This window comes from Coprococcus aceti (assembly GCF_025567285.1).
GTDB lineage: Bacteria > Bacillota > Clostridia > Lachnospirales > Lachnospiraceae > Coprococcus > Coprococcus aceti.
The window spans coordinates 438,798-461,101 of sequence record NZ_JAOQJT010000002.1 but is presented as its reverse complement, the minus strand read 5'-3'; the positions used below and the strand labels follow the sequence as shown (position 1 = coordinate 461,101).

Sequence of the window (22,304 nt, the reverse complement as noted above, 5' to 3'; positions counted from 1 at the left end):
AAATCAAAAAACTGCTTGCATTGTACTGGTCACTATGTTAGAATACAGAAGTTGTGTTATGAAGAACCCTGGCTTTATGCCTGTTCTCATATATAAATATATATGTAAAGAGGTGAAAAAGAATGCGTAAAGGAATACATCCAGATTACTATCAGGCAAAGGTTGTATGTAACTGTGGTAACGAGTTCGTTACAGGATCAACAAAGGAAGAGATTCACGTAGAAATTTGCTCAAAGTGTCATTCATTCTACACAGGTCAGCAGAAGGCAATCAAAGCACGTGGTAGAATTGATATGTTTAATAAGAAGTATGGCGTTCAGGCCAACTAATAAAAACGTTGATAGCTTGAGGTTATTTTACAATAATCTCAAGCTGTTTTTTTATTATCCAGTTAAATATACCGATAGGAGATTGGCGTGAAGAGAGTAAGAATAGGCGGTCAGGCTGTCATGGAAGGTGTCATGATGAAAAATGGCGACAGATATGCGGTGGCAGTCAGAAAACCGGATAAAGATATAGAAGTGAAAGTTGTGGATTATGTGTCCATGGCATCGAGAAGTGTATTTTTCAGAGTTCCTATAATCAGGGGAGTTGTCAATTTCGTGGAATCCCTCGTGATAGGAGTGAAGACCCTCACATACTCAGCATCGTTTTACGATGACGAGGAGCCTGAGAAGGCGGAGAAAGAGAAAAAAGAAAAGAAAAAAGAGAGGACACCTGAGCAGCAGAAAAGAGCGGACGATGCGGCGATGATAGGTACAGTGTTATTTTCACTTGTATTTGCCATCGCGTTATTCATGATGCTTCCTGCATTTATCGGGGAACTCATAGACAAGGTTATAGATAACAGGATCATCATGTCTGCCATAGAGGGAGTTATAAGACTTGGAATATTCCTGGGATATGTGGCACTCATATCGCTTATGAAGGATATACAGAGAGTGTTCATGTACCATGGGGCAGAGCACAAGACGATCAACTGTTTTGAGGCTGGGGTGCCACTGACTCCGGAGAACGTGAAGAAGTATTCAAGATATCATAAGAGATGCGGAACAAGCTTTCTGTTCATCGTAATGATAATAAGCATAATTGTTTTCATGTTTATAAGCGCAGATACGGCATGGCTCAGACTTGTCATAAGACTGTTGCTGGTTCCGGTAATCGCCGGTATATCATACGAATTTATAATGTTTGCTGGCAAGAGTGATTCAAAGCTTGCAAATGCGTTGTCAGTTCCGGGAATGTGGGTTCAGAGACTCACCACAAGGGAGCCGGATCTTGACATGATAGCAGTTGCGATAAAGTCCGTGGAGGCAGTTATAGACTGGGAGGCATACCAGGACGCCATGCACAAGGGCGAGATAGAAGATTAAAGGATTTCGATAGAGATGAAGCTGTGTGAACTTTTGAGAATGGGACGGGACAGGCTGAAGAAAAGTGATGTTCCTGATGCGGATATAGACGCTGATATATTGTGGCAGTACCTGTCGGGTATGAACCGTATGGATATGATCATGGCCAGAGAAGATGACGTGGATGATGATAAATCGGAAGCCTACATGAAGCTCATAGAAAAGAGGAGCACAAGGATTCCGCTTCAGTATATCACAGGTGAGCAGAATTTCATGGGATATGATTTTGATACTGCAGAAGATGTGCTCATTCCAAGGATGGACACAGAGACTCTTGTTGAGACGGCATTGAAGCTTGTAAAGGACGCTGACCATAACGTTGATGTTCTGGACATGTGCTGCGGTTCGGGCTGCATAGGAGTATCGTTTGGACTCTGGAATAAGAACAGCAGGATCGTACTTGCCGATGTATCTGAGGCAGCGATCGGTCTTGCAAGGAGAAATGTAGCGAAACTGTGTGCAGGGGATGATAGATTTGAAGTGGTCAGGACGAATCTCTTTGAGCAGATATCCGGGAAATATGACCTCATACTGTCGAATCCTCCATATATAAGAAGTGATGTCATAGAGACACTCATGCCGGAGGTCAGGGAGCATGAACCACATCTGGCACTTGACGGAACGGCGGATGGATTGTATTTTTATAGAATAATAGCCGATAAGGCGAGAGAATATATAAAGGATGAAGGATATGTTGTATTCGAGATTGGCAATGATCAGGCAGAAGATGTACAGTACCTCCTTGTAGATTCAGGTTATGACGATATACATGTTGTACAGGATCTGAGTGGTAATGACCGGGTGGTGTACGGCAGATATGACAGAGAAGATAACCGGTAGATTTAACGCTGCAGGAGACAGCGTGACAGAATGAATATAGAGAGGTATAGATATGTTTGACAGATTAGAAGAACTTGTAGATAAGCTTGATACGATAAATAATCAGCTCACCGATCCTGATGTTGTGTCAGATCAGAACAAATTCAGAAAGCTCATGAAGGAGCAGAGCGATCTCTCACCTATAGTTGAGAAGTACCATGAGTACAAGGATGCAAAGACTACCATAGAGGACAGTCTTGAGATTCTTGAGGAGGAGAGCGACGAGGAGCTCCGCGAGATGGCAAAGGAAGAGATGAATGAGGCAAAGGCGAATCTCGAGACCATAGAGCAGGAACTCAAGATTCTTCTGCTTCCAAAGGATCCTAACGATTCCAAGAACGTAATCGTGGAGATCCGTGCCGGTGCAGGCGGAGATGAGGCTGCTCTGTTCGCATATGAGGTGTACAGAATGTACCAGAAATATGTTGACCAGTTTAAGTGGAAGGTTGAACTTATGAGTGTCAACGAGAACGGTATCGGAGGATTCAAGGAGGCTGTGTTCATGATCACCGGAGACGGTGCGTACTCCAAGATGAAGTACGAGAGTGGTGTACACAGAGTACAGCGTATACCTAAGACAGAGTCAGGCGGAAGAATCCATACATCGACCATAACAGTTGCGGTTATGCCTGAGGCTGAGGAAGTTGATGTAGAGATAAATGAGAATGATATAAGGATAGATGTAATGCGAGCATCCGGAAACGGTGGACAGTGTGTCAATACAACCGATTCGGCAGTACGTCTTACACATATACCTACAGGAATAGTGATCTACAGCCAGACAGAGAAATCACAGCTCCAGAACAAGGCAAAGGCATTTGCCCTTCTGAGATCAAAGCTGTACGACATGGAGCTCCAGAAGCAGCATGACGCAGAGGCTGCGGACAGAAGAAGCCAGATAGGAACAGGAGACAGATCAGAGAAGATCAGAACATACAATTTCCCTGAGGGAAGAGTTACAGATCACAGGATCAAGCTCACATTATACAAGCTTGACCAGATCATGAACGGAGATCTGAATGAACTTATAGACAGTCTTATAGCGGCTGACCAGACAGCAAAGCTGGCACAGGTGAATGAGGAGGAATAATATGGCAGCGTGGAGCGACAATATAAGAAAAGTAGAACCTTATGTTCCGGGTGAACAGCCTAAGGATACAGATGTGATAAAGCTCAATACGAATGAGAATCCGTACGGCCCGTCACAGAGAGTGAAGAATGCAATAGTGGATATCGATACACTCAGATTATATCCGGATCCAACAGCATCGGCACTTGTCGATGTGCTTGCAGAGTATCACGGAGTTGATCCTTCACAGGTATTTGTGGGAGTGGGTTCGGATGATGTGCTTGCCATGTCGTTTCTTACATTTTTCAACTCTGACAAACCAATATTGTTCCCTGACATTACATATTCCTTCTATGATGTGTGGGCAGAGCTTTTCAGTATCCCTTACGAGAGACCGGCACTTGACGAAAACTTCAGGCTGGTGAAGGAGAATTACTACAGAGAGAATGGGGGAATCGTATTCCCTAATCCAAATGCCCCTACAGGAATATACGAGGACATAAAGAATGTGGAGGATATAGTCAGCCACAACAAAGATTCGATAGTCATAGTAGACGAAGCGTATATAGATTTCGGCGGCGAGTCGGCACTTGGCCTTATAGACAAATATGACAATCTTGTGGTTGTAAGAACGTTCTCAAAGTCGAGATCCATGGCGGGACTCAGGATAGGATATGCAATAAGCAACCCGGTTCTGATAAAGGCCCTCAATGACGTAAAGTATTCATACAACTCATATACAATGAACAGACCATCACTGATAATGGGAACAGAGTCAGTTAAGGACGATGAGTATTTTAAGGAGACTGTTTCAAAGGTGGTCGCCACGAGAGAGAGATTCGTGGAAGCTATAAAGCCACTTGATTTTACATGCCTTCCTTCGTCTGCAAACTTTGTATTTGCAACGCATAAGGATATTCCGGCAAAGGAGATATTCCAGGCTGCGAAGGATGCCCATATATATGTCAGATATTTTGACAAACCACGTATAGACAATTATCTGAGGATATCCATTGGTACGGATGAAGAGATGGATAAATTCACAGAGTTCCTTACAAATTATATACAGGAGAGATAATAAACAGACCGCTGTGCCGAAGACATGGCGGTTTTTTCTTGATATGGCGGCAACAACTGTGCCAGGATTCCACTATAAAGCGCAGGATTCCACTATAAAGCGCACCAAAACTATTGAATTTGGCAGAGTTTTTCTATAGAATTCACCCATGAAATATTTCAGGAAAAAATATCGGGACGTTTCGTTTGATTTTGTTTGTAAAAGGAGAATTGAATGAATTTTGATGAATTTATAGCCAGAGTAGTGGATGAAATGAGAAGCAGACTTCTCAGACAGGGAGATGGATCAGACATCCGGGTCAATAAGGTTTTGAAGAATAATGGGGTGGAGCTCACTGCGATGAATGTGTGCAAGAGCTCTGAAGAGGTGTGTCCTACGATATATCTTGATCCGTTTTACAGGGATTATGAGCAGGGGATGGATTTTGATGTTGTTATGGAAGATATATGCAGGCTCAGAGAGGCGAACTGCAGGTGCAGGAAGCTTGATATACGCGATGTGGTGGATGAGACGAAGGTTATGGACAACATAATATTGCGGCTTGTCAACAGGGAGCGAAATAGCCGGCTGCTTGAGAGTGCACCATTTATAGAGTTTAATGATCTTGCGATAACTTTCAGAAGGGTGCTGAGTCTGGATAACGACGGCCTGGCAACCACGATAGTCAACAATAATGATGTGAAGAGGTGGAGAGTCAGTCTGGATACATTGTATAAGAATGCACTTAAGAACACCCAGAGAATGTTTCCGTGTGTAAGGCAGAACCTTTTTGATGCGCTGAAGGGCAGATATGAAGGGATAGATTTCGATGACGACTGTGACAATGTGGACGAACTGTACATGTTGTCAAACACGCACGGTATCAATGGGGCCACGGCCGTACTGTATGATGGAATGCTTGAGGAGTGTGCGAATATGGTGGGTGATGACATATATATCCTGCCATCCAGTGTGCATGAGCTGCTGTTTATCAGGGCAAGTGCGGATTACACAGAGGATTATTACAAGGATCTCATAAGAGAGGCGAACAAGGTAACAGTGTCTGCCTTGGATTATCTGTCTGACAGTTTGTATATGTACAGCAGGGAAAAAGGAAAACTCTTGATAGTCTAAAATGTTGACAAAATATATCCCATGACATAGAATAAAATCAGTGTTCTAAGGGCAAAATTATGTGTAATGGGAGGAACAGACATTGGAGGATAGTTATATTTCGCGCAGAGATAAAATTGTCGCTTCAGCTATCGAACTAATTGGAGATTTGGGATTACATGCTCTTACACCGAAGAACCTTGCACGAAAGCAGAATATATCTGATACGCTGATATATAAGTATTTTGGGGGTATAGATGAGGTACTTATAGCGGTTGTGAACGAATATGCGGCATTTGATGTCAATATCCAGAGGACTGTTGAGAGACTTGACGGGACATACCTAGATAAGATCAAGTATTATGCAGATACATATGCAACATATTATGATAACTATATTGGTATGGGTGCGATAATGCTGCATTATGAAGAATTGCTTCACATGTCAGAGACGAGAGAGATCATCTCTGAGTGTATGTTGAAGCGTAATGATTTTGTATGCACATTGTTTCAGAGTGCGATTGACAGCAAGGAGATACGAGCGGTTTTCTCACCGAAGGAACTTACGCTCATGTTCAACGGAATTTTTACAGAGGGATTGCTTGAACGGAGAAACCAATACTCAAGGAAGAGTTTCAGGGGTGAGATCAAGGAGATGCTCAGTCATCTTGAGAAAGTACTTAGGTTGTAAAATTAGGGAGGAATTGTCATGAAGATATTAATAGCTGAGGATGATGTTGCAAATGCAAAATTTTTATCCAAGTATTTGAGTAAGTTTGGTGATGTGGTCATAACACCTGATGGAATCGCAGCGGTTGATGAATTTGTAAATGCTCTTGAGAAGGGCGAACTGTTCGAGCTGGTGTGTCTTGATATCATGATGCCAAAGATAGATGGGTATAAAGTTCTGGCATCCATAAGAAGTGCAGAGAGAAAGCACGGAGTGTCAAGGATGCTCAGATCGAAGGTCATAATGACCAGCGCACTTGACGAGGCAAGCTTTGACAGTAATCTCGCCAGCGACGATTATGATGATTACATATGTAAGCCGATTGATATCATGAAGTTTAATGACATGCTGAAGAAACTGGACATTATCAAGTAGATGATATGATATTGATACATGCGAAGCCCGTTATTGTAAGATATCGGGCTTCGAAGTGTCTTATGACACTGAATATTAGATGGCAGGGACATAAAGATGGATTTATTTGAGTATATGAGGGAGAATTTCTCGGAGGATGATTCTCCTCTGGCAAAAAGAATGAGACCGACCAGCCTTGATGACGTGGTTGGACAGGAACATATTATAGGCAAGGACAAGCTTTTGTACAGGGCGATAAAAGCGGATAAGATAAGTTCGCTTATATTTTATGGCCCTCCGGGGACCGGCAAGACTACGCTTGCCATGGTCATAGCCAATACAACCAAGGCAGAGTTCAGACAGCTCAACGCCACAACGGCGGGCAAGAAGGACATGGAAAAGGTTGTGGAAGAGGCGAAGAATACCAAGGCTATGTATGGCAGACGGACTATACTGTTCATCGATGAGATCCACAGATTCAACAAGTCACAGCAGGATTATCTCCTGCCATTTGTTGAGGATGGAACGGTGGTACTCATAGGAGCGACCACGGAGAATCCTTATTTTGAGGTTAACGGGGCTCTCATATCCAGATCCCATATATTCCAGCTCAATCCATTGTCCAGGGAGGACATCAAGAAGCTCATCCACAAGGCAGTGTACTCAGAAAATGGCATGGGTGCATTTGATGCAGACATTGATGAGGATGCCGAGGACTTTCTTGCAGACATGGCGTCGGGAGATGCGAGAAGTGCGTTAAATGCCATAGAGCTCGGAGTTCTGTCGACGGAGAGAAGCGAGGATGGCAGGATACACATAACGCTTGAAGTGGCGGAGGAATGTATCCAGAAGAGAGCTATAAGATATGACAAGGACGGGGATAATCATTATGATATAATATCCGCATTTATAAAGAGCATGCGTGGATCAGATCCTGATGCGGCGATATTCTACCTTGCAAAGATGCTTTACGGAGGTGAGGATATAAAGTTTATTGCCAGAAGGATCATGATATGTGCCAGTGAGGATGTGGGCAATGCTGATCCGAATGCTATCGTGGTGGCGTCGGCATGTGCACAGGCTGTGGAGAGAGTCGGAATGCCTGAGGCACAGATAATACTTGCCCATGCGGCTTCCTACGTTGCGTGTGCACCGAAGAGCAATTCTGTGGTGAATGCGATATTTTCGGCTATGGATGCGGTAAAGCATGAGGACACGGGTCAGGTTCCGGTGTATCTCAGAGATGCACATTACGGCGGTGCAGCAAAGCTTGGACACTCAGGATACAAATACGCGCATGATTATCCGAATAATTACGTTGACCAGCAGTATCTTCCTGATAAGATTGCAGGCAGGGTATTCTATGAGCCGTCGGACAATGGTTATGAGAGAGATATCAAGGCGTATTTTGATAAGATAAAGAAGAGAGACTGATATGGATATATTGAAGAGAATTGGAGCTATAGTGCTTGTACTTGTGCTCATCGGAATGTATGTTGCTACATTTATAATGGGAATAACCGGAAGTGATAATCTGATGGGTATGATATTCCTTGATGTGGTCATTCCTGTTGTGTGTTGGGGAATATGGCTCATCGCCAGGGTGCTCAGACGCAAGGGCGAAGATATGAGAGATCAGAACAAGTAGAACAGTACAAATATGTTGAAAAAAATTACATAATTTGATATACTCTTTAAAGTTCAAAAAATACTTAAGAGGTAGATGAAATGAGTTTATTAAAAGAATGGCGTGATTACGCATACGGATTAGATGACAGAACACCTGAGGGAAAGGAATTCTGGGTTAGTTATTTCCAGGCAGAGAAGGGCGTATATGAGCAGCTTCTTGCTAATCCTCTTGCAGACCCTGTACATGGAACTGTAAAAGAGCTTGCTGAGAAGTACGGACTCACTATTCAGTATATGATCGGATTCCTCGACGGAATAGATGACAGTCTTGCAGAATCAAACAATCTTGATGATGTGACAGAGGACTCAGAGGTTAAGCTTCCTATAGATTATGAGAAGCTTTATATGAACATGGTTGAGTGCAATGCAGAGTGGCTCTACACTCTTCCTCAGTGGGATGGAATATTCGCCAAGGCAAAGAGAGACGAGCTCTACAAGATACAGAAGTCATCTAAGACTATCATCAAGGCACCAAAGGTTGGAAGAAACGATCCATGTCCATGTGGAAGCGGACTTAAGTACAAGAAGTGCTGCGGTAAGTAATGATATATGTCATGCTGATATAACTGGCAGATATGAGAAGGCGGTTAAAGGGTAAACTTTTGACCGCCTTTTATATTTGCGTGAAAGGATATACAGATGGAATTTAATGAATCCCAGAAGAGAGCGGTGAGACACTGCGATGGGCCGATGCTGCTGCTAGCGGGGCCTGGTTCAGGTAAGACTACGGTCATCACCCACAGGATAAAATACATTACAGAAGAACATGGTGTGAGACCTGACAATATCCTGGTCATAACCTTCACGAAGGCTGCGGCAAATGAGATGAAGGGGCGGTTTCAGGAGCTGTGTCCGGGCGTCCGCGGGGTAACCTTTGGCACGTTTCACTCTGTATTTTTCTGGATACTCAGAAATGCATATAATTACACAGCGGCGAATATCGTCACGGATTCAGAAAAGTATGGAGTCATAAGGGACAGCATAGACAGGCACGGCTTCAGGTATGACAGTCAGGAGGATTTTGCCAAGAATGTTGTCGGGGAGATAGGCAATGTCAAGAGCGGGAGAGTGAGTCTTGAGAACTATGAGAGCACAACGATGAAGCCTGAGGATTTCCGAGTTGTGTACGATGAGTATGAGAATTTCCTGAGAAGATGCGGGAAGATAGATTTTGACGATATGCTGGTGTTCACATATGAGCTATTGTCGGAGAGACCAGACATACTTAAGATGTGGCAGAACAAGTTTCGGTACATACTCATAGATGAGTTCCAGGATATAAATATGATCCAGTATGACATTGTGAAGCTGCTGGCCGGAGAGAGACAGAACGTATTTTCCGTGGGTGACGATGATCAGTCGGTGTATGGCTTCAGGGGGGCTGCTCCGGCTATAATGAAGAAGTTCCCGGAGGATTTCCATGGTACGGTTATAGAATACCTGAATGTCAATTACCGCTGCAGCTACGATATAGTTGAGTGCTCGAAGCGGATAATACAGAACAATCGGGACAGATATGAGAAGCAGCTCAGGTCGGCATTTGCCGCGGGACAGAGCGACAGAGTCCATATAGTTAAGACGGACAGCATGACGGAGCAGAATAAGAAGATCATAGACAGGATAACAGAGCTTAACCGGGCTGGTATTCCATACCGTGAAATGGCGATCATATTCAGGACGAATACCGAGCCGAGGGCGCTGGCTTCAAAGCTCATGGAAAATGGCATACCATTTTTGATGAAGGATAACATACCAAATATCTTCACGCACTTCCTAGCTGAGAACATATTTGACTATATAAGGCTTGCAAGGGGCAGCAGGGACAGGAGAACGGTCCTCAGGATCATCAATAAGCCGAACAGGTATATAAGCAGGGATGCATTTGATTCGCCGGTGGTGAACTTTGAGGAGCTGAGGCAGAATTATAAGGATAAGTATAGGATAGTCAACAACATAAATGTCCTTGAGAACGATCTGGAGAGGATAAGCAGACTTGCACCGTACGCGGCTGTGAATTATATAAGGAAAGCGGTTGGACTGGATGCGTATGTGAGGGAATATGCTGAGTACAGGGGCGTGAGTGAGGATGATTATATTGATATCCTGGAGGAGATACAGGACAGTGCAAAAGACTTCCTGAGCTTCGACGGCTGGATGGAGTATATAGACGAATACACAAAACAGCTCAGAGAGCAGAGCAGGCAGGGCAGTGTGGCAGGTGATGCAGTCACACTTTCGACTATGCACTGTTCAAAGGGACTTGAGTATTCATATGTATTCATAATGGATGCTGTTGAGGACATAACGCCTCATAAGAAATCGGTCGGAGATGGAAATATAGAGGAGGAACGCAGGCTGTTCTATGTGGCAGTCACGAGGGCTAAGTATGGACTGTATGTGTATGTTCCCCAGAAAATGTATGGAAGAAAAGCGGTGACCTCGAGATTTGTCCAGGAAATGCTTGTGGACAGGTCTCTGATAAAAACAGGAAACACCATAATCCACAAGCGGTATGGACGTGGAGTCATCACATATGTAGATGACAGAAAGCTGTGTGTCCACTTCGATGATATACATGAAACAAAGACGCTCAGCCTTGAATACACGATAAATAACGAGCTTATAGAAAACGCATAGATGTACGGATATTATTCCTCGTCATCTGAATTGAATTCCAGATCGTCCAGAATCTCGTCGAGGGCGTCTGCGACATCGTTGAACTCAGCCTCGTCGGTGATCTCGTCGAGGGTGACATCGTCTCCCTGCTCGCTGTATCTGTACACGATGATATCGGCATCCTCGTCATCTGCAGGAAGCAGAGCGGCATAAGAGATGTCATTTACCTCGAATTTGGCAATGATCTCACATGTGCAGGATGTTCCATCCTCGTATGTTATATCGATCATCTCGATATCCATTTCGTCGGTTTCGTTATTGTTTATATCTGACATATAGGTATCCTCCTGATTGTTTTATTCAGTTTATTCTAGTAAATAATCGGTGCTATGTCCAGTACAATTATAAAATGAAATTATTGACAAAGCCTGCACCCGCACATATACTAGACACAAAAGGCGAAGAACAGGAATTGTAGTATTTAATACAATCAGAGTGGAACCGCGGAGATAATACTTCGTCTCTATATGCATATCATATGTATATTGGGACGAAGTTTTTTGTTTGCTTACAGATATATTATCGACCAATATAGAAAGGACATTATATTTATGAAGATTTTAAACACGCTCACAAGAAGAAAAGAAGAGTTTGTGCCTATCAACGAGGGTAAGGTGGGAATATATGTATGTGGTCCTACTGTATATGATTATATCCATATAGGAAATGCCAGACCAATGATAGTATTTGATACGCTCAGAAGATATCTGGAGTACAAGGGCTATGATGTCAATTATGTATCGAATTTTACTGATGTCGATGACAAGATCATAAAGCGTGCAAATGAGGAGGGTGTGGATGCCAGCGTTATATCAGAGCGATATATCGCAGAGGTAAAGAAGGATATGGCGGCTCTCAATGTGCGTGAGGCGACAACACATCCAAAGGCAACAGAAGAGATACCGGATATGATTGAGATGGTAAAGACTCTTATAGAGAAGGGATACGCTTACGAGGTGAATGGAACCGTATACTTCAGAACCAGAAAGTTCAAGGACTACGGCAAGCTGTCCAAGAAGAATATCGATGACCTCCGTTCAGGTAACAGAGACCTTCTTGTATCAGGTGTTGATGAGAAGGAGGATCCGCTTGATTTCGTTCTCTGGAAGCCAAAGAAGGAGGGCGAGCCATCATGGCCATCACCATGGGGCGATGGAAGACCAGGCTGGCATCTTGAGTGCTCGGTTATGTCCAAGAAATATATCGGAGATGTAATAGATATACATGCGGGTGGAGAGGATCTTGTATTCCCACACCATGAGAACGAGATAGCACAGAGTGAGGCTGCAAATGGCACAGAGTTCGCAAGATACTGGATGCACAACGGCTTCCTCAAGATCAACAATGAGAAGATGTCCAAGTCACTTGGCAACTTCTTCACAGTCAGAGAGATAGCAGAGAAGTACCCTCTTCAGGTCATTAGATTCTTCATGCTGTCAGCCCATTACAGAAGTCCGCTCAACTTCTCAGCAGACCTTGTTGAGGCTTCAAAGAACGGCCTTGAGAGAATCCTTACAGCAGTTGACAGACTGAAGTCTATAAGCGGAACAGAAGGAGAAGTAGATAAGGCAGTTGCAGACGAGATGGATGCATTTGTGAAGAAATATGAGGCAGCCATGGATGACGACCTCAACACTGCAGATGCGATCTCAGTTATATTTGAGCTCGTAAAATATGCAAATGTAAATGTGACAGAGGAGTCAACAAAGGCTACTGTGGAGCTTGTGCTCAATACAGTGACAAAGCTCTGCGACATACTTGGAATCATCACAGAGAAGAAGAAAGAGATACTTGATTCAGATATAGAGGCTCTTATCGAGGAGAGACAGGCTGCAAGAAAGGCAAAGAACTTTGCTAGGGCAGATGAGATCCGTGACCAGCTCAGTAATATGGGAATTATCCTTGAGGATACCAGAGAGGGCGTAAAATGGAAAAGAGCATAGACAGTTACTTTACTGAGATACTCGGGGTGACATACACTAATCCAAGGGAGTATTCACCGCTTTCACTTGCATATATAGGTGACAGCGTGTTTGATCTTCTCATAAAGACCCTTGCTGTCACAAAGGATAACAAGCAGGCATACAAATACCACAAAGAGGTGAGCCAGCTTGTGAAGGCGGAGGCTCAGGCGGGATATATAATGTATCTTCTGGACAACGGACTGCTCACCGAGGAGGAAGAGTGGATATACAAGAGAGGCAGGAACACCAAGACTCATTCAACAGCCAAGAATGCGACTGTGGGACAGTACCGAATGGCAACGGGCTTTGAGTGCCTTATAGGCTTTCTGTATCTTGATAAGCAGTATGACAGGATGTTTGAGATCACGAGGATCATACTGAACCATGATCCAGTTGAAACGGACAGGGCAGAACAGCAGCACAAGGATCCGGGCAAAGCAGCACAGGAAGATACAATAGAGGATACCTCAACACTTGAAAAGAGTACAGAGAGTACAGATGGAGAAAAAGATGCAGAATAGAGAATTTGAGAATAACATTAAGACAGAGAGCGATGAGGAAGCATTGGTCATAGAGGGAAGAAATGCAGTCCTCGAGGCTTTCAGATCAGGCAAGACCATAGATAAGCTGTATGTCCTTGACGGATGCAGGGATGGAATCGTGAACAGCATAGTCAGGGAGGCGAAGAAGCAGGATACAGTGATAAACTACCTCTCAAAGGAAAAGTTAAACCAGATGTCACAGGCTGGCAAGCATCAGGGAGTGATTGCACATGCAGCGGCATATAAGTACGCAGAGATAGAGGATATGTTTGCACTGGCTGAGAGCAGAGGAGAGGATCCATTTTTCTTCATACTTGATGAGATAGAGGATCCACACAATCTTGGTGCGATCATCAGAACAGCGAATCTCTGTGGTGCCCACGGTGTAATCATACCTAAGAGGCGTGCAGTCGGAATCACAGCTACAGTTGTAAAGGCATCAGCGGGAGCTATCAATTATACACCTGTTGCAAAGGTGACAAATATCAGCAAGACCATAGAGGAGCTGAAAGATAGAGGCATGTGGTTCGCCTGTGCGGATATGGACGGAGAACTCATGTACAAGTGTAACCTCACAGGTTCCCTTGGACTTGTCATAGGTAATGAGGGAAGCGGCGTCAGCAGACTGGTCAAGGAGAAGTGTGATTATGTCGTATCTGTTCCTATGAAGGGAGACATAGACTCACTCAACGCATCAGTTGCTGCCGGAGTTCTGGCTTATGAGGTCGTAAGACAGAGGATGAACAAGTAAAGGTAGAGTATATGTATTTGGAATTATCAGATAATGAACTGCTGGAGCTTATAAATGAACAAAAGGATAACGATGCTATGGAGACACTTATCAAGCGCTATGGCCCAATGATAACGGGACAGAGCAGAAGCCTTTATATCATAGGTGCTGATGAGGAGGATCTTATACAGGAGGGCATGATCGGACTGGTCAAGGCTGTGAATAATTACAGACCTGACAAGGGCGCGACATTCAAGACCTTTGCGTTCATGTGCGTGAGAAGGCAGCTCATTACCGCGGTGAACAATTCAAACAACAAGAAAAACGGACCGTTGAACTACTATATATCGATCTATGGCGATGGCGGGGGAGATTACTCCAGCCCGCTTGATGAGATAGATTCGGGTGTCATAACTAATCCTGAGGATATCATGATGGCGAAGTTGCGTGAGTCAGATCTTATAAAGCTCATCGACAGTAAGCTTTCTAAGCTTGAGAAGCATGTTCTTGACGAATATCTAACAGGCGCTTCTTATGAAGTGATAGGGGAGAGACTCTGCAAACCGGCAAAATCCATAGACAATGCGGTTCAGAGGATCAGAGCTAAGCTCAGGGATGTGTAATTAGAATAATAAAATTTTAAGTTGTTTAATCAAAGACAGGAAGTGGCAATATGCCGCTTCCTTTTTTGCAAAGAATTTGCTAATAAGCCTGCATATTAGCTTGAAATAAACTAAAATAAATGTATAGCCAACCTTAATCGAAAGTAACAAAAGGTAAAAATGATTATTTTTTATTGATCATCAGATTAAGGAGTGGTGGCATGAGAGCGGAGAGCAAAGCTAAAAAAGGTAAAGGTAAGGTGGGAACGATCGTATTGTTCCTGGCTTTGCCGGTATTGCTTCTTATCGTATTCACTTATATACCATTTGTGGATATGTTTAAGAACAGTTTGACGGACTGGGATGGAATAAGCGAGACATCCAATTTTGTTGGCCTTAAGAATTTGAGAGCATTGACCTCATTGCAAACAATGCAGCAAGCGTCGACAATAAGGGAAAATGGACTAATGTAAATAAAGCTTCTGAGCTCGATCTTGACAAGGGTTCACAGTACCAGGTCGATCTGATCGACACAGCACTTGGACAGTCACACTGCGGACACAAGTCCCTGAACGATGTCATGGGTGAGTGGAATAAGAAGTGGGCTGATGGAATATATGAAGCTGAGACTGCGGGCGGAAAGTAAGTGATCCGCCTGATATAATGTTCAGAGAAAAAAGCACCTAAGTGGGGCGCTTTTTTCTTGCAAAAAAATAAAGCCGCTCAGGGCGGCGTAAATACGGACAAAAAAATAAAAGCTACTAACGGGAGTCGGACCCGTGACCTCAACATTACCAATGTTGCGCTCTACCACCTGAGCTATAGTAGCTTGCTTTTCAAAAGCAATAATAACTATAACAAAATGGACATCAAAAATCAAGTAAAATATTTACATTTGTGCGAAAAATAATGACAAATCAAAAGATAATTGTGGTACAAGCAGTAAAAGTATGGTAAACTAACTGTAATCGTGTGCAAATTCGGTTGCAGACATTTAGAATTATCAAAAAAAGCGGGAGGCAGTTTGAAAATGGCTGAAGAGATGACAGGTAAGAATTTCATTGAACAGATAATTGAGAAAGATATCGCAGAGGGTAAGGTGCCGAAGATCGTTACCAGATTCCCACCAGAGCCAAATGGATATTTACATATAGGACATGCCAAGTCAATACTTTTGAATTACGGACTGGCACAGCAGTATGGCGGACAGTTTAATCTCAGATTTGACGATACCAACCCTACAAAGGAGAAAACAGAGTTCGTAGAGTCAATACTTGCAGATGTCAAGTGGCTGGGAGCAGACTTTGGAGACAGAGTGTTCTTTGCATCAAATTACTTTGACCAGATGTACGAGGCTGCCATAAAGCTCATCAAGAAGGGCAAGGCATATGTGTGTGACCTCACAGCAGATGAAATCAGAGAGTACAGAGGAACTCTCACTGAGCCGGGCAAGAACAGCCCATACAGAGACAGAAGCATAGAGGAGAATCTTGATCTGTTCGAGAGAATGAAGAACGGTGAGTTCCCTGACGGAAGTAAGGTACTCCGTGCAAAGATAGATATGGCAAGCCCTAACATCAACATGAGAGATCCTATTATCTACAGAATAGCAAGAATGAACCACCACAACACAGGTGACAAGTGGTGCATTTACCCTATGTATGACTTTGCACATCCTATCGAGGATGCCATCGAGGGTGTTACACATTCTATATGTACACTTGAGTTTGAGGATCACAGACCTCTGTATGACTGGGTGGTTATGGAGCTCGGTTACAAGGATTCACCTGAGGGCACACCAAAGCAGATAGAGTTCGCAAAGCTTTACCTGACAAATGTCATAACAGGTAAGAGATACATCAAGAAGCTTGTCGAGGACGGAATAGTAGACGGATGGGATGACCCACGTCTTGTAAGTATTGCAGCCCTCAGAAGAAGAGGCTTCACACCATCAGCTATTAAGAAGTTCATGGAGCTGGTTGGAATATCCAAGAGCCAGTCGTCTGTTGATTACGCTATGCTTGAGTATTGCGTGAGAGACGACCTGAAGCTCACAGCCAAGAGATACATGGCAGTTGTTGATCCTGTAAAGCTTGTCATCGACAACTATCCTGAGGATCAGGTTGAGTACCTCGATGTCGAGAACAATCAGGAGAACGAGGAGCTCGGAAGCAGAAAGGTAGCATTCAGCAAGTATCTGTATATAGAGAGAGAGGACTTCATGGAGGAGCCTCCTAAGAAGTATTTCAGACTGTTCCCTGGCAACGAGGTTCGTCTTAAGAATGCATATTTCGTAAAGTGCGTGGGATTTGAGAAGGACGAGGACGGCAATGTCACAACAGTACATTGTACATATGACCCAGAGACAAGAAGCGGTTCAGGCTTTGAGGGACGTAAGGTCAAGGGAACCATTCACTGGGTATCGGCAGAGAGCGCAATAGATGCAGAGGTTCGTCTGTATGAGAATATCATCGATGAGGAGAAGGGGAAGCTCAACGACGATGGTACATTGAATCTCAATCCAAATTCACTTGTTATCAAACAGGGATGTAAGCTTGAGAAGGCATTTGAGGAGGCTCAGCCGGGAGAGGCATTCCAGTTCCTGAGAAATGGTTTCTTCTGTGTTGACTCAAAGGATTCTACAGCGGAGCATCCTGTATACAACAGGATCGTGTCACTCAAGAGTTCTTACAAGCCGGGCAAGTAATTACCGGGGATGCGTTTATAATTTATGATGTGGGGATTGGCGCATATCCTGTGGGGGAATATGCGTACATCAAAATAGGTGATTGGAAACAAAAATATGAAAGATGACAGTAAGAAGGTATACATACTTTTGTCAAAGACAAAAACAGTTCCTTCAAATCTCATAAAGCTTATGACCAGAGAGCCGTATTGTCACACATCTCTGGCACTGGACATAAGTCTTGATGAGATGTACAGTTTTGCAAGGAAAGGTGTATACAATCCATTTAACAGTGGATTTATCAGTGAGAACATAGAAAAGGGAATATTTGGAAAGCACAAGGGAACCAGATGCGCTGTGTATGAGCTGAAGGTCACGAGTAAGCAGTATGACAGGATACAGCAGGAGCTCGCCAGATTCAAGAAGCATCCGGACAGATACGGATATAACTTCATGGGTGTATTCAGCGTGTTTTTCCATCTTGCGTATGAGAGGGAATACAGTTTCTTCTGTTCACAGTTCGTGGCATCGGTGTTGAAAAATGCTGGTGTGGATATATTCCACAAGAAATCGGGACTTGTCAAGCCGGGGGATTTCAGAAGGTGCCCTGAGCTCAGACCGATATTTACCGGGCTTCTCACAGAATACAGAGCATATCTCCATGAGAGAATGAAACAGGCTCATGGCATAGAGAACACAGGCAGAAGGCCTGGCATGATAAAGCCGGCGCTTCCGGATGGTCTCATTGCATGGAGAGTCAGTTAAAATAAGCCGCTTTACAGATATGTAAGGCGGCTTTTATTTATTGTCATGTGTTTATTATTCTACAAATGTATGGCCAATCTTGATGATCCCTCTCGGGAGGGCGTCCTTGGAATTCTTCCATGGCTCGTTCTTGTATCTGTAGTCAAACTTGTCTATGAACCAGCTCAGGTCACCATTGACACGTTCCATATTGTCAAAGTATACCTTGTTGAGGATTTCGATGAACTGCGCATACTGTTCCTTGCTCAGTTTGTTCTGGCCTGTCTTGTACAGTATTCCGTAGTGGTATGTACAGAAGCCTTTGCTCGTAGCAAATTTGTCCCTGAACTCGGAATCTCTTTTCCACATATGGAAGATAGTGTCTACATAGCGTACGAACATGTCATCCATACGTCCACAAATGAAGCAGCTTTTCTCCATATTCTCTATATAATCGACAACAGGTGCATTTGGTGTGTTCTTGCCGAACAGACCGGCTTTGGCGGCGGGACCTTTGGCAGCCAGCGCCCTCATATCTTGTATAGTCTTATTCATATGGGTGTTCATCATGAGTGCCAGACCCAGACGATTCTTTTCCTGATAGAGCATTCTCAGATGATGACTGCAAAAACCAAGCTTGTCAGTCATGGCACGGTTGTCGTCCTCCATGTAGCTTGGCCCCATCGTATATTCAATTGCATTTCGTTCAAGATCCTTCTGCATCTGGCACATAGGGCATTCGCAGCCGCTGTCAAATGCATCGTTTACTGGTATAGTGTATATCTGTTCAGCCATAGATCCTCCTGTTTGTGATAGTGTCAGTTTTTGCCACACTGCTTATGTGACATTGAAAATAATATACAGGTATTATACAATAGCCTGGAGAAATTTATAAGACAAAAAGCACAATTATACAAATATGAAATGGCAGGTGTACGGAAGATGAATGTAAGTTGTGATGGCAATATAGTTACGGTAGACGGAGTGAAGGATTTCAGACTTTCTCAGATACTTGAGTGTGGTCAGTGCTTTCATTTTGACAAGCTTGATGATGAAGTGTATGAGGTCATAGCATTTGGCAGGGCTGTGAAGATGGAACAGTCAGGCGGCGTGCTCAGGATATATGGTTCATCCATGGAAGACTATGAAGGAATATGGCGCCCTTATCTGGATATGGACAACGATTACGGGCTCATCAAGGAGAGTGTCATAAAGGCGGACAGCGCACTTCAGACGGCTGTGAATGAGAAGGATGGAATACGTATACTCAATCAGGACTTCTTTGAGACGCTTATATCATTTATCATATCCCAGAACAAGAATATCCCTCAGATAAAACAGTGTGTGAAAAATATATCGCATAGATTTGGTGATGAGGTCATAGGATATAATGGCGAGGCATTTTATGTGTTCCCTGATGTAGACAGACTTCATGAGGTCACAGAGGATGAGCTCAGGGAGTGCAAGGTCGGATTCCGTGCTCCATACATAATGAATGCGACGGAGGCGGTGTACTCGGGAAATGTCACAAAGGAGAAGCTTGACGCACTTGACATAGAACAGGCAAGGGAACTTCTCATGACTATAAAGGGAGTAGGAGAGAAGGTTGCCAACTGTGTCCTGCTCTTTGGACTTGGAAGACGTGAGGCTTTCCCTGTGGATGTGTGGATGAAGAGGATCATGGAGAGCATGTACTTTGATGGCAAGGACACAAAAAAGCTGGAGATAGAGGCATTTGCCGTGAAAAAGTTCGGAAATCTCGGGGGATATGCGCAGCAGTATCTGTTTGACTATGCAAGAACGACTCTTTTTAAGTGATATGTATTACTGTAGATGACAGACATATTTTTATATATTTTTTAGAAAATAAGGGTTGATTTTTTTATAGAAATGGATAGAATATAAAACAGTGTTAGCACTCACATAAATTGAGTGCTAAGAACGAAGATGAGAAAATAAAAGAAAAAATAAATCAGGAGGTATATATCATGAAGTTAAGACCACTTGGAGACAGAGTAGTATTAAAGCAGTCAGTAGCAGAGGAGACAACAAAGTCAGGAATCGTATTACCAGGCCAGGCAAAGGAGAAGCCACAGTATGCAGAGGTTATAGAGGTTGGCCCTGGAGCAGTTGTTGATGGCAAGCTGGTTCCTATGGACGTTAAGGTTGGAGATACAGTTATATATCAGAAGTTCGCTGGTTCAGAGGTTAAGCTTGACGACGAAGAGTACATAGTTATCAAGCAGGACAGCATCCTTGCAATCGTTGAGAAGTAAAAGCGTATATCCAGACAGCGTGAGCTGCGGGAGACATATGCGGATGATATATGGATAATATATATGTAATATAACATGGAGGTAGATAGAAATGGCAAAGGAAATTAAGTACGGTGCTGAGGCTAGAAAGGCACTTGAGGCAGGAGTTAATCAGTTAGCAGATACAGTAAGAGTTACACTTGGACCTAAAGGAAGAAACGTTGTACTTGCAAAGTCATACGGTTCACCACTCATCACAAATGATGGTGTTACAATAGCAAAGGACATCGAGCTTGAGGATGCATTTGAGAACATGGGTGCTCAGATCGTCAAGGAAGTTGCAACAAAGACAAACGATGTTGCAGGTGATGGTACTACAACAGCTACAGTTCTTGCACAGGCTATGATCAATGAAGGAATGAAGAATCTGGCAGCAGGTGCTAATCCTATCGTTCTCAGAAAGGGAATGAAGAAGGCTTGCGACAAGGCAGTTGAGGCTATTCTTGATATGAGTGAGACTATCAGCGGAAAGGATCAGATCGCAAGAGTTGCATCTATCTCAGCTGGTGACGATGAGGTTGGACAGATGGTTGCCGACGCTATGGAGAAAGTGTCAAAGGATGGAGTCATCACAATCGAAGAGTCAAAGTCAATGAAGACAGAGCTCGACCTTGTAGAAGGTATGCAGTTCGACAGAGGTTATATTTCAGCTTACATGGCAACAGATATGGAGAAGATGGTTGCAGAGCTTGATAACCCATATATACTTATTACAGATAAGAAGATCTCAAATATCCAGGAGATCCTTCCACTTCTTGAGCAGATCGTTCAGAGCGGATCAAAGCTACTGATCATCGCTGAGGATATCGAGGGCGAGGCTCTCACAACACTTATCGTCAACAAGCTGCGTGGTACATTCCAGGTAGTAGCTGTAAAGGCTCCTGGTTATGGCGACAGAAGAAAAGAGATGCTTCAGGATATCGCTATTCTTACAGGCGGTAAGGTAATCTCAGAGGAGCTTGGATATGAGCTCAAGGATGCTACTCTTGATGACCTTGGACGTGCAAAGAGTGCTAAGATCACAAAGGAGAACACAGTTATCGTTGATGGTATGGGCGCTAAGGAAGACATCGCAGGTCGTGTAAATGTCATCAAGGCTCAGCTTGAGGAGACAACATCAGAGTTTGATAAAGAGAAGCTTCAGGAGAGACTCGCAAAGCTTGCCGGTGGAGTTGCAGTTATCAGAGTCGGCGCAGCTACAGAGACAGAGATGAAGGAAGCTAAGCTCCGTATGGAGGATGCCCTTAATGCCACAAGAGCTGCAGTTGAAGAGGGAATCATCTCAGGTGGTGGTTCAGCATACATCCACGCTGCAAAGAAGGTTGCAGAGCTTGTAAAGGATCTTGAGGGCGATGAGAAGACAGGCGCTAAGGTAGTTCTCAAGGCTATGGAGGCTCCACTGTTCCACATCGCAGCCAATGCAGGACTTGAGGGATCAGTCATCATCAACAAGATCAAAGAGTCTGAGGTTGGTGTGGGCTTTGATGCATACAATGAGACATATGTCAACATGATCGAGGCAGGAATCATTGATCCTGTTAAGGTTACAAGAAGTGCACTTCAGAACGCTACATCAGTTGCTTCGACAATGCTCACAACAGAGTCAGTTGTAGCTGATATCAAGGAAGACGCTCCAGCAATGCCAGCAGGCGGAGCAGGAATGGGCGGCGGAATGGGCTTCTAAGGAATAGAGTCAGACACGATTTCGCAGTAAAATACAAAGACTAAGATAAAAAAGGATC

General features: G+C 43.8%; 24 protein-coding genes and 1 tRNA gene. 22 read left to right on the top strand and 3 right to left on the bottom strand.

The window, feature by feature from the left end; genetic code table 11:
- Positions 1-122: 122 nt before the first annotated feature.
- From rpmE to OCV54_RS04440, 12 genes are all read left to right on the top strand, one after another.
- Positions 123-329: a 50S ribosomal protein L31 gene (gene rpmE / locus OCV54_RS04495; RefSeq protein ID WP_004853176.1), complete on the top strand. Its 207-nt coding sequence runs from the start codon at positions 123-125 to the stop codon at positions 327-329.
- 87 nt (positions 330-416) lie between these two features.
- Positions 417-1,373 (top strand): DUF1385 domain-containing protein, encoded by a 957-nt coding sequence (locus OCV54_RS04490; protein WP_022216026.1) that lies wholly within the window; start codon positions 417-419, stop codon positions 1,371-1,373.
- Between the two features lie 15 nt (positions 1,374-1,388).
- Positions 1,389-2,252 carry a peptide chain release factor N(5)-glutamine methyltransferase gene (gene prmC / locus OCV54_RS04485; RefSeq protein WP_022216025.1) on the top strand — a complete coding sequence of 288 codons (864 nt, stop codon included), beginning with the start codon at positions 1,389-1,391 and terminating at the stop codon, positions 2,250-2,252.
- 52 nt (positions 2,253-2,304) lie between these two features.
- Entirely contained in the window at positions 2,305-3,381 is a 1,077-nt protein-coding gene (gene prfA / locus OCV54_RS04480; protein WP_015534158.1) for a peptide chain release factor 1, read from the top strand.
- 1 nt (position 3,382) lies between these two features.
- Complete coding sequence (gene hisC / locus OCV54_RS04475; RefSeq protein ID WP_022216024.1) at positions 3,383-4,438, top strand: histidinol-phosphate transaminase; 1,056 nt, start codon at positions 3,383-3,385, stop codon at positions 4,436-4,438.
- Positions 4,439-4,651: 213 nt separating this feature from the next.
- A complete protein-coding gene (locus OCV54_RS04470; RefSeq protein ID WP_055144183.1) occupies positions 4,652-5,551 on the top strand; it encodes a DUF5688 family protein in 900 nt (299 codons plus the stop codon).
- 82 nt (positions 5,552-5,633) lie between these two features.
- The gene (locus tag OCV54_RS04465; protein WP_022216022.1) at positions 5,634-6,221 is read left to right on the top strand and encodes a TetR/AcrR family transcriptional regulator; all 588 of its coding nucleotides are present in this window, start codon (positions 5,634-5,636) and stop codon (positions 6,219-6,221) included.
- Between the two features lie 18 nt (positions 6,222-6,239).
- Positions 6,240-6,635: a response regulator gene (locus OCV54_RS04460; RefSeq protein WP_015534155.1), complete on the top strand. Its 396-nt coding sequence runs from the start codon at positions 6,240-6,242 to the stop codon at positions 6,633-6,635.
- A gap of 96 nt (positions 6,636-6,731) precedes the next feature.
- Positions 6,732-8,048, top strand: a complete 1,317-nt coding sequence (locus OCV54_RS04455; RefSeq protein ID WP_022216021.1) for a replication-associated recombination protein A — start codon at positions 6,732-6,734, stop codon at positions 8,046-8,048.
- A gap of 1 nt (position 8,049) precedes the next feature.
- Positions 8,050-8,262, top strand: a complete 213-nt coding sequence (locus OCV54_RS04450; protein ID WP_015534154.1) for a hypothetical protein — start codon at positions 8,050-8,052, stop codon at positions 8,260-8,262.
- An 80-nt stretch (positions 8,263-8,342) separates the two neighbouring features.
- Positions 8,343-8,846 (top strand): SEC-C metal-binding domain-containing protein, encoded by a 504-nt coding sequence (locus OCV54_RS04445; RefSeq protein WP_022216020.1) that lies wholly within the window; start codon positions 8,343-8,345, stop codon positions 8,844-8,846.
- Between the two features lie 96 nt (positions 8,847-8,942).
- Complete coding sequence (locus OCV54_RS04440; protein ID WP_055222794.1) at positions 8,943-10,940, top strand: ATP-dependent helicase; 1,998 nt, start codon at positions 8,943-8,945, stop codon at positions 10,938-10,940.
- Positions 10,941-10,951: 11 nt separating this feature from the next.
- On the opposite strand, the gene OCV54_RS04435 is transcribed toward OCV54_RS04440, so the two are convergent.
- Entirely contained in the window at positions 10,952-11,254 is a 303-nt protein-coding gene (locus tag OCV54_RS04435) for a DUF1292 domain-containing protein (RefSeq protein WP_015534151.1), read from the bottom strand.
- Between the two features lie 276 nt (positions 11,255-11,530).
- Here OCV54_RS04435 and cysS point away from each other — a divergent pair, with 276 nt between their 5' ends.
- From cysS to OCV54_RS04410, 5 genes are all read left to right on the top strand, one after another.
- Complete coding sequence (cysS, locus tag OCV54_RS04430) at positions 11,531-12,922, top strand: cysteine--tRNA ligase (RefSeq protein WP_022216018.1); 1,392 nt, start codon at positions 11,531-11,533, stop codon at positions 12,920-12,922.
- Positions 12,907-13,464 carry a Mini-ribonuclease 3 gene (locus OCV54_RS04425; RefSeq protein ID WP_015534149.1) on the top strand — a complete coding sequence of 186 codons (558 nt, stop codon included), beginning with the start codon at positions 12,907-12,909 and terminating at the stop codon, positions 13,462-13,464. Before cysS ends, OCV54_RS04425 begins: the two co-directional genes overlap by 16 nt.
- Positions 13,454-14,236, top strand: coding sequence for a 23S rRNA (guanosine(2251)-2'-O)-methyltransferase RlmB (rlmB, locus tag OCV54_RS04420; protein ID WP_022216017.1), 783 nt, complete (start codon positions 13,454-13,456; stop codon positions 14,234-14,236). The genes OCV54_RS04425 and rlmB overlap by 11 nt, the downstream gene beginning before the upstream one ends.
- A gap of 17 nt (positions 14,237-14,253) precedes the next feature.
- A complete protein-coding gene (locus OCV54_RS04415) occupies positions 14,254-14,838 on the top strand; it encodes a sigma-70 family RNA polymerase sigma factor (RefSeq protein ID WP_262563260.1) in 585 nt (194 codons plus the stop codon).
- Between the two features lie 200 nt (positions 14,839-15,038).
- Complete coding sequence (locus OCV54_RS04410) at positions 15,039-15,290, top strand: sugar ABC transporter permease (RefSeq protein ID WP_022216015.1); 252 nt, start codon at positions 15,039-15,041, stop codon at positions 15,288-15,290.
- A 283-nt stretch (positions 15,291-15,573) separates the two neighbouring features.
- On the opposite strand, the gene OCV54_RS04405 is transcribed toward OCV54_RS04410, so the two are convergent.
- Positions 15,574-15,646, bottom strand: a tRNA-Thr gene (locus tag OCV54_RS04405).
- 201 nt (positions 15,647-15,847) lie between these two features.
- Between OCV54_RS04405 and OCV54_RS04400 the strand changes: the two genes are divergently transcribed.
- Both OCV54_RS04400 and OCV54_RS04395 read left to right on the top strand, forming a co-directional pair.
- Positions 15,848-17,524 carry a glutamine--tRNA ligase/YqeY domain fusion protein gene (locus OCV54_RS04400; protein WP_055144198.1) on the top strand — a complete coding sequence of 559 codons (1,677 nt, stop codon included), beginning with the start codon at positions 15,848-15,850 and terminating at the stop codon, positions 17,522-17,524.
- Positions 17,525-17,620: 96 nt separating this feature from the next.
- A complete protein-coding gene (locus OCV54_RS04395; RefSeq protein WP_055222792.1) occupies positions 17,621-18,268 on the top strand; it encodes a hypothetical protein in 648 nt (215 codons plus the stop codon).
- Between the two features lie 54 nt (positions 18,269-18,322).
- On the opposite strand, the gene OCV54_RS04390 is transcribed toward OCV54_RS04395, so the two are convergent.
- Complete coding sequence (locus tag OCV54_RS04390) at positions 18,323-19,042, bottom strand: DUF6062 family protein (RefSeq protein ID WP_015534143.1); 720 nt, start codon at positions 19,040-19,042, stop codon at positions 18,323-18,325.
- Positions 19,043-19,171: 129 nt separating this feature from the next.
- On the opposite strand from OCV54_RS04390, the gene OCV54_RS04385 reads away from it, so the two are divergent.
- The 3 genes from OCV54_RS04385 to groL all read left to right on the top strand — a co-directional run bounded on the left by OCV54_RS04385 (position 19,172) and on the right by groL (position 22,246).
- Positions 19,172-20,065 carry a DNA-3-methyladenine glycosylase family protein gene (locus OCV54_RS04385; protein ID WP_070097442.1) on the top strand — a complete coding sequence of 298 codons (894 nt, stop codon included), beginning with the start codon at positions 19,172-19,174 and terminating at the stop codon, positions 20,063-20,065.
- Between the two features lie 170 nt (positions 20,066-20,235).
- A complete protein-coding gene (locus tag OCV54_RS04380) occupies positions 20,236-20,523 on the top strand; it encodes a co-chaperone GroES (RefSeq protein WP_015534141.1) in 288 nt (95 codons plus the stop codon).
- A gap of 91 nt (positions 20,524-20,614) precedes the next feature.
- A complete protein-coding gene (groL, locus tag OCV54_RS04375) occupies positions 20,615-22,246 on the top strand; it encodes a chaperonin GroEL (protein ID WP_004853959.1) in 1,632 nt (543 codons plus the stop codon).
- The last annotated feature ends 58 nt before the right edge of the window (positions 22,247-22,304 follow it).

Bases quoted from the DNA above. Each gene is read 5' to 3' on its own strand.
- rpmE (WP_004853176.1), top strand. From the start codon at position 123: ATGCGTAAAGGAATACATCCAGATTACTATCAGGCAAAGGTTGTATGT.
- prmC (WP_022216025.1), top strand. From the start codon at position 1,389: ATGAAGCTGTGTGAACTTTTGAGAATGGGACGGGACAGGCTGAAGAAA.
- prfA (WP_015534158.1), top strand. From the start codon at position 2,305: ATGTTTGACAGATTAGAAGAACTTGTAGATAAGCTTGATACGATAAAT.
- hisC (WP_022216024.1), top strand. From the start codon at position 3,383: ATGGCAGCGTGGAGCGACAATATAAGAAAAGTAGAACCTTATGTTCCG.
- OCV54_RS04470 (WP_055144183.1), top strand. From the start codon at position 4,652: ATGAATTTTGATGAATTTATAGCCAGAGTAGTGGATGAAATGAGAAGC.
- OCV54_RS04460 (WP_015534155.1), top strand. From the start codon at position 6,240: ATGAAGATATTAATAGCTGAGGATGATGTTGCAAATGCAAAATTTTTA.
- OCV54_RS04455 (WP_022216021.1), top strand. From the start codon at position 6,732: ATGGATTTATTTGAGTATATGAGGGAGAATTTCTCGGAGGATGATTCT.
- OCV54_RS04450 (WP_015534154.1), top strand. From the start codon at position 8,050: ATGGATATATTGAAGAGAATTGGAGCTATAGTGCTTGTACTTGTGCTC.
- OCV54_RS04445 (WP_022216020.1), top strand. From the start codon at position 8,343: ATGAGTTTATTAAAAGAATGGCGTGATTACGCATACGGATTAGATGAC.
- OCV54_RS04440 (WP_055222794.1), top strand. From the start codon at position 8,943: ATGGAATTTAATGAATCCCAGAAGAGAGCGGTGAGACACTGCGATGGG.
- OCV54_RS04435 (WP_015534151.1), bottom strand. From the start codon at position 11,254: ATGTCAGATATAAACAATAACGAAACCGACGAAATGGATATCGAGATG.
- cysS (WP_022216018.1), top strand. From the start codon at position 11,531: ATGAAGATTTTAAACACGCTCACAAGAAGAAAAGAAGAGTTTGTGCCT.
- OCV54_RS04425 (WP_015534149.1), top strand. From the start codon at position 12,907: ATGGAAAAGAGCATAGACAGTTACTTTACTGAGATACTCGGGGTGACA.
- rlmB (WP_022216017.1), top strand. From the start codon at position 13,454: ATGCAGAATAGAGAATTTGAGAATAACATTAAGACAGAGAGCGATGAG.
- OCV54_RS04410 (WP_022216015.1), top strand. From the start codon at position 15,039: ATGAGAGCGGAGAGCAAAGCTAAAAAAGGTAAAGGTAAGGTGGGAACG.
- OCV54_RS04400 (WP_055144198.1), top strand. From the start codon at position 15,848: ATGGCTGAAGAGATGACAGGTAAGAATTTCATTGAACAGATAATTGAG.
- OCV54_RS04395 (WP_055222792.1), top strand. From the start codon at position 17,621: ATGAAAGATGACAGTAAGAAGGTATACATACTTTTGTCAAAGACAAAA.
- OCV54_RS04390 (WP_015534143.1), bottom strand. From the start codon at position 19,042: ATGGCTGAACAGATATACACTATACCAGTAAACGATGCATTTGACAGC.
- OCV54_RS04385 (WP_070097442.1), top strand. From the start codon at position 19,172: ATGGCAGGTGTACGGAAGATGAATGTAAGTTGTGATGGCAATATAGTT.
- OCV54_RS04380 (WP_015534141.1), top strand. From the start codon at position 20,236: ATGAAGTTAAGACCACTTGGAGACAGAGTAGTATTAAAGCAGTCAGTA.
- groL (WP_004853959.1), top strand. From the start codon at position 20,615: ATGGCAAAGGAAATTAAGTACGGTGCTGAGGCTAGAAAGGCACTTGAG.